This window comes from Alienimonas chondri (assembly GCF_013036045.1).
Classification (GTDB): Bacteria; Planctomycetota; Planctomycetia; order Planctomycetales; family Planctomycetaceae; genus Alienimonas; species Alienimonas chondri.
The window spans coordinates 36,167-45,224 of sequence record NZ_WTPX01000023.1; the positions used below are offsets into that span (position 1 = coordinate 36,167).

Genomic DNA, 9,058 nt, shown 5'->3' on the forward strand with positions numbered 1-9,058 from the left:
ACAACCTCTACGTGCGCCTTTCGGCCGCGGAGAGTCGAGAAGGGCCGGCCGACTCGTGCAAGACCGCCAACACGACGACTCCACCTGGATTGACCGTCGTGAACAGAACCAGATACGGGAACCCGTCGATCCGCTTGAAGCGTGTTTCGTCGGACGCAGCTTCGTGGTGCCAAGGAAGCGATGTCGGGTCGGCCGCGATGCGGGCGATCGCCGTATCGTAAGCCCGGCGGAACCGATGACCGGTCCGCCAGTCCTGCGACGCATAGTAACGGAGCGTTTCGAGGAACTCGTCTTCCGCTTCGTCGAGCGTCTTAAGCGGCACGGGCAGCTTCCTGCTCGCGTCGTGCGGCTTCGAGGACGGCGTCCGCCTTCCGCATCACCTCCTCATGAGGGACGGCCTTCAACTCGCCCCGACGATACGCCTCCAACCGTCGCTCCGCTGCGCGGACGCCCTCCGCGTCCGCGGCGAGAATGCCCGGCGGGGGGGCGTCGGGCGAATCGACTGCCGCCCCTTCGACGAGCCGGCGGCCCAACTCGACGCGGTCTTCTTCCGGCAACGCAAACGCGGCGGCTTCGATCTCGGCGAGGGTGGTCATCGGAGAAGGCTCACGGGACGGGGCGAAGTGGGAACGTTACTGTACCGCCGTCCCCCGACCGACCGAAGATCGAAGCTGCGATGCCCGCTGAGTCCGTTCCGCTCCCCGTTGGGTTCTCCGCCGCGGGGGTGAATTGCGGCGTCAAATCCGACCCCGCGAAGCGGGATCTGGCGTTGTTCGTGTCGGATCGCCCGGCGACCGCGGCGGGGGTGTTCACTCAGAACGTGGTCGTCGGGGCGCCGGTGCAGGTCAGCCGGGAGCGCGTGCCGAGCGACGCCGCGCGAGCGGTCGTGATGAACAGCGGATGTTCGAACGTCTCGACCGGCGCCCGCGGCCTCGCCGACGCCCGCGAGATGACCGCCGCGATCGCCGCCGCGCTCGGCTGCGACGACGAGGCGGTGACGATCTGCTCGACCGGGGTGATCGGGCACTTCCTCAACATGGACGCGATTCGCCCCGGCCTGCCGAAGCTCGCCGCGGCGCTGGGCGAGACGCCGAACGATCTGCATGCCGCCGCGGAGGGGATGCGGACCACGGACACCTTCGCGAAACTTTCGACTCGCACCCTCCAAACGGAGCAGGGCGGCGAAGCGAGACTCAGCGGGGCGGCGAAGGGCGCCGCGATGATCGCGCCGAACATGGCGACGATGTTGGGCGTCGTCTTGACGGACGCCGCGGTCACGCCTTCAGACGCCGATCGATTGCTGCGGGCCGCGGTGGATCGGTCCTTTAACCGGATCAGCGTCGACGGGCACATGTCGACCAGCGACACGGTCCTGCTGCTCGCCAACGGCGCCGCGGGGCCGTGCGATGAGGAGGCCTTCGCCGCGGCGTTGAACGAGGTGTGCGAAGACCTCGCCACAGACATCATTCGCGACGCCGAAGGCGCGACGCATTTCGTCACCATCGACGTGACCGGGCTGCCCAGCGACGAGGACGCCGCCACGATCGCCCGCACCGTCGCGGACAGTCCGCTGGTGAAAACGGCGATCCACGGCGCCGACCCGAACTGGGGCCGGATCAAATCGGCTGCGGGTTACGCCGGGGTGCCGTTTGAACCGAGTCGGTTCGATCTCGACATCAACGGCCAGGCGGTTTGCCGAAGCGGGGTGCCGGTCGAGTTCGACGAGGCGACGCTCAGCGACTCGATTCGCTCCCACCGGGACTGTTCGCTCCGATTGAACTTCGGCGACGGCCCGGGGATCTGCCGGTTCTGGACCTGCGACCTGACGGCGGAGTACGTCCGTCTGAACGCCGACTACACGACGTAGTCGCGCTGCTCCTGCTCGCGCTCGTCGAGTGCTGCGGGAGCGAGAGATCCGTCTCATCGGAGGATGCCGACGAGACCTTTTGGGCCGCGATGTTACACTCCCTCGCTTCGCTCCGCCCCACGGAAGGTACAACCCGCTTTGGCGATCGCCACGCCTCCTGCTCCAGAAGCCCCAGCCTCCGCCGTTCGGCCCGACCGACCGGACGCCGTCGCTGCGCTCGATCTCGACGCCCTCGATGCGGCCGCGATCCGCACCGCGACCGCTCACTGGACGCGGCGGGGACGGCGGGGGGCGTCGATGTTCTCCAAGCGGTTCTGGGACGACCGCCTGATGGAGTGGGCGATGGGGGACGAAGCCCTCAAGGTGCAGGCGTTCCGCTTTGTCGACGTGCTGCCCACGCTCCGCACGCACCGGGCGGTCACGAAGCATCTCCGGGAATACTTCACGGACGTCTCCCGGCTGCCGGCCCCGGCTCGGCTGGCCCTCAACGGCGACCCGAACAGCATGGTCGGCAAAGCGCTGGCGGTGGGCGCTCGCTGGAACGCCCGCCAGATGGCCGAACGGTTCATCGCCGGGGAGACCGTCCCGGAGGTGTTGAAGACGGTTCGCCAACTGCGGCGCGAAGGCTTCGCCTTCACGCTCGACCTGCTGGGCGAAGCGGTGGTCTCCGACATCGAGGCCGACCAGTATCAGCAGCAGTACCTCGATCTGATCGAAGGTCTCTCCGAGGCCGTCAACGCCTGGCCGGAGAACGAACCGACCGATACCGACCACGTCGGTCCGATTCCGCGGGTGAACGTCTCGCTGAAGCTCTCGGCGTTGTTTCCGCGGTTCAATCCGGCGGATCCGTCGGGCACCTACGACGGCGTCACGGAGCGTCTCCGCCCGATTCTGCGGCTGGCGAAGGAACGTGGGGCGTTCGTGAACTTCGACATGGAGCAGTACGACTTCAAAGCGATCACGCTGGAGATCGCCAAACGGGTGCTGATCGAAGAGGAGTTCCGCGACTGGCCGGACGCCGGTTTGGTCATTCAGGCGTACCTCCGCGATGCGGAGCAGGATCTGGAAGATCTGAATCGCTGGGCGAACGACCGCGGCACGCCGATCACCGTGCGGCTGGTGAAGGGCGCCTACTGGGACTACGAAACCGTCACCGCCGCGGCCCGCGGCTGGCCGGTGCCGGTCTACACGCGGAAGCCGGACAGCGACGCCTGCTTTGAGCGGTGCACGCGGTTCCTGATGGCGAACCACGAGACGCTTCGCCCGGCGATCGCCTCGCATAACCTCCGCAGCCTCGCCCACGCCGAAGCCGTTGCCGAGGCGCTCGAGGTGCCGGACGGCGCCTGGGAGGTGCAGATGCTGTACGGCATGGCGGGGGAGCAGGCCGAATTGCTCCGCGACGCCGGCCGCCGCGTCCGCATCTACACGCCGTTCGGGGAGCCGATCCCCGGGATGGCGTATCTCGTCCGCCGATTGCTTGAAAACAGTTCGAACGATTCGTTCGTCCGCCACGCCCACGACCCCGACGCCGACCCCGCCGAACTGTTCATGAATCCCGTCACCGCCGGCGACGCCGAACCCCCCGAACAGCTTGAAACGAACCCGCCGCACGGCGGCTTCGCCAACGAACCGCTGACCGACTTCGCGATTGCGGAGAACCGCGACGCGATGCTCGCCGCGCTTGAGCAGGTCGAAGGGGAACTGGGCGGGGAGTACTCACTGGTGATCGACGGCCGCAGCGTGCAGCCGAACCTGAACCTCGTCTCCCGCGATCCGGCCGACGGCGTGACGGTCATCGGCAAGGCGCCCGCGGCCACCCCCCGCGACGCGGACTCCGCCGTCGCCGCGGCGAAGAAGGCGTTCCCGGCTTGGATGCGCACCGGCCCCGAGCATCGCTGCGAATACCTCGAACTCGCCGCGGACGGCCTGCGGCACCGCCGGTTCGAGCTGTCCGCCTGGATCGTCCGCGAGGTCGGCAAGAGCTGGGGCGAGGCCGATGCGGACGTCGCCGAGGCGATCGACTTCCTCAACTACTACGCCCAGCAGATGCGGGATCTCGCCGCGGGCCGCGTCGTCGACGTGCCCGGCGAGCACAACGTGCTGAGCTATCGCCCCCGGGGCGTCGCGGTGGTCATCGCGCCGTGGAACTTCCCCCTCGCGATCCTGACCGGCATGACGGCCGCCGCGCTGGTGACCGGCAACACCGTCGTGATGAAGCCGGCGGAGCAAAGCCCCGTCATCGGCGCCTTGCTGATGGACGTGCTGCGGGACGCGGGCATTCCGGACGGCGTGGTGAACTATCTGCCCGGCGACGGCGAACTGATCGGCCCGCCGCTGGTCAAGCACCCGGACGTCTCCCTCGTCGCCTTCACCGGCAGCCGCGAGGTCGGTCTGAGCATCAACGCCGAGGCCGCGAAGACTCCTCCGGGTCAGGATCACGTCAAAACCGTCCTCGCGGAGATGGGCGGCAAGAATGCGGTGATCGTCGACGCCGACGCCGACCTCGACGAAGCCGTTCTCGGCGTGCTGCACAGCGCGTTCGATTACGCCGGCCAGAAGTGCAGCGCGTGCAGTCGCGCCGTCGTGTTGGCCGACTGCCACGATGAGTTCATGAAACGGCTCAAAGGGGCCGTCGAGAGCTTGGAAATCGGCGAGCCGAAGCGCCCCGGCGTGCAGGTCGGCCCGGTGATCGATGCGGACTCCAAGGCCCGCATCGAGAAGGCTCTGAAGAACCTTGGCGAGGAGGTCGAATTGGCCGCGACGCTCGACTTGTCGGACTTCGATCTGCCCGCCAAGGGGCACTACGTCCCCCCGCGCGTCTTCACCGGCGTGACGCAAGATGATCCGTTGGCGAACGACGAACTCTTCGGCCCGGTGCTGGCGGTCCTCAAGGTGAAGACCTTCGCCGAGGCGATCGAGGTGGCGAACGCGACCGACTACGCCCTGACCGCCGGCGTGTTCAGCCGCTCGCCGGAGAACCTCGAAACCGCCCGTCGCGAGTTAGTCGCCGGGAATATCTACCTGAACCGGGGATGCACCGGAGCGTTGGTCAACCGGCAGCCGTTCGGCGGTTACAAGCTGTCCGGCGTCGGCACGAAAGCCGGCGGGCCGGACTACCTGCACCAGTTCCTCGTCCCGGTCAACGTGACGGAGAACACCATGCGACGCGGCTTCGCCCCCGGCGCCGCAAAGCCGTCCGCCCCCCAGAAGGGCGAGTGAGCGAACCCCTCCAGGCCGGACGCATGCGTCCGGCTTGGGAGGTGGCTACGGTGACGCGGTTCGCCCATTCGGAACCGCCGTTATGTTCGCCCGATCATTTCTCGCCGCCGTGTCCTTCGCAGCGGCTGTCTCCCCAGCGCCCGCCCAGACCGTGACCTCCGAACCCGCCGACGCCTTCCGCGTCTACACGCTGGACGGCGGCGCCGGGGTGACGGTCAAGGTGACGAATTACGGCGCTCGCATCCTCTCGATCGATTGCCCGGACCGGGAGGGGAACCGAACGAACGTTGCCCTCGGCCACGGGCCGGAGTTGTCGGACTGGATCGACGACGTGCAGAGCGGGCGGAATCCGTACTTCGGGGCCGTCGTCGGCCGCTACGGCAACCGCATCGCCGGGGCGACGTTCGAGTTGGACGGCAAGAGCTACGAGTTGCCCGCGAACAACGGCCTGAACAGCCTGCACGGCGGCGACGTCGGATTTGATTCAGTCCGGTGGGAGACGATCCTTTCTCAAGACCCCCGCCGCCCCGGGAAACGCTCTGACGACTACGGTGCCCTCCTCAAAATGGAGATGCCGCCGGTGGCCGGCAACACCGTCGCCTTCCGCTACGTCAGTCCCGACGGCGAGGAAGGCTATCCCGGCGAACTGACCGCAATCGTCGTCTACGGCCTTTTTGGAGACACGCTGACAGTCCATTACGGCGCACAGACCACCAAACCCACCCCGGTGAACCTCACCCAACACACCTACTTCAACTTGAAGGGGGAGGGTGCCGGCGACGTGCTCGGGCATGAACTGACGCTGAACGCCGATCGTTTCACCCCCGTCGACGACACGCTGATTCCCACCGGCGAACTGGCCCCGGTCGAGGGGACGCCGTTCGACTTCCGGGCGGCGACGCCGATCGGGGGACGCATCGACGCCGAAAACGAACAACTTGAAATCGGCGGTGGCTACGACCACAACCTCGTGTTGAACCGCGGCGATGCGGGAGCGGAGGAACCGACCCTCGCGGCCCGCGTCCATGAACCGCTGACCGGTCGAATCTTAGAGGTGAGGACGACCGAACCCGGCGTACAGCTCTACACCGGCAACTTCCTCAACGGCTCGATCGTCGGCACGTCCGGCCGGCCGTACACGAAGCGGGGGGCCTTCTGTCTGGAGACGCAGCACTTCCCGGACAGCCCCAATCAGCCGGCCTTCCCGTCCACGATCCTGCGGCCCGGCGAGACGATGCGAAGCACGACGACCTTCCGCTTCACCACCGACGCCGCGGAGTGAGCTGCGACGTGGGTTGCGGAGCCCGCGTCGCAGCCGCTCAGAACCCTTCGCTGACCGCGTAGTCCGGGCCCGCGGTGCCGGCGTAGTCTTCGAACCGCATGCACTCCGCCCGCCACGTGAGGGTGACGATGCCGGTGGGGCCGCTGCGGTGCTTGGCGATCACGATCTCCGCTTCGCCCGGGCGATCCTCCGCGTCGTACATCTCCGGGCGGTGCAGGAAGGCGATGAGGTCGGCGTCCTGCTCGATGGCGCCGGACTCACGCAGGTCCGCCAACCGAGGCCGTTTGTCCTCGCGGAGTTCGACACCGCGGTTCAACTGAGCCAACGCGATCACGGGGATGTCCAGTTCCTTGGCGATGAACTTCAGTCGCCGGGAGATGAACGCGATCTGCTGCTCGCGGGGCACCTTCTTGTCCTCCGGCTCCACGAGCTGGAGGTAGTCGACGATGATGATGCCCAGGTCGCTCTGACGCTTCAGCCGTCGTGCGATCGCGGCGATCTGGGAGACCGTCCGGCCCGGCTTGTCGTCGATAAACAGCGGCATCTCGTTCAATTCGCCGCTGGCGACCATCAGGCGATGGCGCTCCGCATCGTCGAAGTCCGCGGCCCGCAGCTTGTGCCCGTTGACCCGGGCCCGGATGCAGAGGAATCGCTCCGCGAGTTCCAGCTTGCTCTGCTCCAGGCTGAATAACAGCACGCCCTTGCCGGTCTTGTCCGCGATCGCCTCGGCGAAGTTACAGACCAGCGCCGTCTTTCCCATCGAAGGACGGGCGGCGAGGATGATCAACTCGGCAGGCTGGAAGCCGTTCGTCTTCTGATCGAGGTCGAGGAAGCCGGTCGGCAGGCCGGTGGCGTCGCCGTCGCTGTTGGCCCGCTCCTCGATCCGGTCCCACGCCATCTGGAGGATCTGATCGATGGCGATTTTCTCGCCGCCGTCCTGCGATTCGGAGATCGCGAAGATCTTCTGCTCCGCCGAATCGAGCACCTCCTGCACCGGGCGGGAGGAGTCGTAGCACTCCGTCAGCACGTCGGTGCAGGCGTAGATCAGGCTCCGCTGGACCGCCTTCTCGCGGACGATCTCCGCGTAGTACTTCGCGTGAGCCGCGTGCGGGACGCTGGCGCATACTTCGTCGAGGTAAACCAGCCCCCCGGCCTCCTCCAGCATGCCCGTCTGAGCAAGCTTGTCGGCGACGGTGACGAGGTCGATCCCGCGAGCGCCGCTCTCAGACAGCTTGAGGATCGCCTCGTAAATCGCCCGGTGGCGATCGCTGTAGAAGTGGTCTGCGGTGAGGAACTCGGCGACGTCGTCGATTGCCTCGTTCATCACCAGCAGACTGCCCAGTACGCCGCGTTCGGCGTCCAGGTTCTGCGGCGGCAGGGCGCCGGTGCGGTCGATCCCGGCCGACCCCTCGCCGCCTTTCTTCCGCTTCGAAAGACCGCGACCCTCGCTCCGACCGCTGTCCGGGGCGTCCCAGGGGGCGGGGGCGGAATCGAAGCGATCGGACATCAGAGCGGGAAGTCCTGTGGGGAGGCGGGCGAACGACCCGGGGAACGGGTCATTCGTTCTAGGTCGGTCATCGACCGGCGGGAACGCAAGTTCACTGCCGCCGATCGACCGGAACCGGCGATCCGCCTGTACGACCGCGCCAATCCGCGCCGCCGCGGCGTCACTCGTAATGCGCGGCCGTCGAGACCAACCGTGCGAAGAGCGCCCACGACGGCGATTCGACATCGCTGCATACGCCGTTCTTCACCCAACCGGGGGCGTCGTGGGCGATGGCGGCGAAGGCTTCGAGGAACGATTCGAGCGTGACGTTCTCCCACTCATCCGGTCGCACTTCCAAGTCGCCTCTGAGTCGCTGAAGAAACTCCGCGAACTCCGCCCGAGACCGCACCCCCTCAGGATGCGGCAGGGACGACGAACCTGATGACGCGACCGCCATCGTCAGCCCTTGGCAGCGCCCGGGACGACCCAGACCTTCACGTCGGCCTTGGCCTTCTCGTGCAATTCGATCTTCACGGTGTACATACCGAGTTCCTTCAGCGGACCCTCGAGCTTCACCTGATCCGGCTCGACGTTAAAGCTGGCCGCCTTCAGTGCCTTGGAGATGTCCGTCTGCACGATCGAGCCGTACAGGTGGCCTTCCTCGTTGGCGTTGGCTTCGAGGGTCACGGAGTACCGGCCCAGCGAATCCGCGGTCGTCTTGAGGGTCTTGAGGCGTTCGCCTTCGATCTGGCCGATGCGTTCCTGGTGCTTGGCCACCTGCCGCCGGTTGTTCTCCGTGGCGATCGTGGCCAGCCCCATCGGCAACAGGTAGTTGCGGGCGTAGCCGGGACGAACGCGGACGATCTCGCCGCGGTTGCCCTGACCGACGATCGGTTCGGCGAGCAGCACTTCGACGAAGGAGTTGCTGGAACCGCCGACACCTCGGCGGGAAGTGCGGGCGCGCGTCTTGTTGGGGGCGGTCATCGGGGCGTCAGCGGAAAACGGGTGAGTCGTTGATCGGGAAGGGCGAGGCGGTTCGGGCAAACCGCGTCGACCGGTCAGAAGGGAACGTCGTCGTCGCCGAGATCGGACGGGGCGTCCTGATAATAGTCGTCTGCGGGGCTGCCGCCGCTATCCCCGCCGCCGGGGCCGCCGGAGGACTGCTGCGCACCCCCGCCGCCGCGGCTGCCGCGCTGATAGCCGC

The 9,058-nt window shown here is 67.3% G+C and carries 8 protein-coding genes; 3 read left to right on the forward strand and 5 right to left on the reverse strand.

The window, feature by feature from the left end; genetic code table 11:
• Positions 1-7: 7 nt before the first annotated feature.
• Both LzC2_RS05575 and LzC2_RS05580 read right to left on the reverse strand, forming a co-directional pair.
• A complete protein-coding gene (locus tag LzC2_RS05575) occupies positions 8-322 on the reverse strand; it encodes a type II toxin-antitoxin system RelE/ParE family toxin (RefSeq protein WP_171184628.1) in 315 nt (104 codons plus the stop codon).
• Positions 312-596 (reverse strand): addiction module protein, encoded by a 285-nt coding sequence (locus LzC2_RS05580; RefSeq protein WP_171184630.1) that lies wholly within the window; start codon positions 594-596, stop codon positions 312-314. Before LzC2_RS05580 ends, LzC2_RS05575 begins: the two co-directional genes overlap by 11 nt.
• Positions 597-676: 80 nt before the next feature.
• Here LzC2_RS05580 and argJ point away from each other — a divergent pair, with 80 nt between their 5' ends.
• The 3 genes from argJ (at position 677) to LzC2_RS05595 (ending at position 6,368) form a co-directional block, all read left to right on the forward strand.
• The gene (gene argJ / locus LzC2_RS05585; RefSeq protein WP_171184632.1) at positions 677-1,867 is read left to right on the forward strand and encodes a bifunctional glutamate N-acetyltransferase/amino-acid acetyltransferase ArgJ; all 1,191 of its coding nucleotides are present in this window, start codon (positions 677-679) and stop codon (positions 1,865-1,867) included.
• A gap of 138 nt (positions 1,868-2,005) precedes the next feature.
• On the forward strand, positions 2,006-5,086 hold the full coding sequence (locus LzC2_RS05590; protein ID WP_246254780.1) for a proline dehydrogenase family protein: 3,081 nt from the start codon (positions 2,006-2,008) through the stop codon (positions 5,084-5,086).
• Positions 5,087-5,168: 82 nt separating this feature from the next.
• A complete protein-coding gene (locus LzC2_RS05595; RefSeq protein ID WP_171184633.1) occupies positions 5,169-6,368 on the forward strand; it encodes an aldose epimerase family protein in 1,200 nt (399 codons plus the stop codon).
• A gap of 37 nt (positions 6,369-6,405) precedes the next feature.
• Here the strand turns inward: LzC2_RS05595 and dnaB are convergent, their stop codons facing one another.
• The 3 genes from dnaB to rplI all read right to left on the reverse strand — a co-directional run bounded on the left by dnaB (position 6,406) and on the right by rplI (position 8,838).
• A complete protein-coding gene (gene dnaB, locus LzC2_RS05600; protein WP_171184635.1) occupies positions 6,406-7,875 on the reverse strand; it encodes a replicative DNA helicase in 1,470 nt (489 codons plus the stop codon).
• 160 nt (positions 7,876-8,035) lie between these two features.
• The gene (locus LzC2_RS05605) at positions 8,036-8,311 is read right to left on the reverse strand and encodes a DUF7660 family protein (protein ID WP_171184638.1); all 276 of its coding nucleotides are present in this window, start codon (positions 8,309-8,311) and stop codon (positions 8,036-8,038) included.
• Between the two features lie 2 nt (positions 8,312-8,313).
• Positions 8,314-8,838 (reverse strand): 50S ribosomal protein L9, encoded by a 525-nt coding sequence (gene rplI, locus LzC2_RS05610; RefSeq protein ID WP_171184640.1) that lies wholly within the window; start codon positions 8,836-8,838, stop codon positions 8,314-8,316.
• Positions 8,839-9,058: the final 220 nt, after the last annotated feature.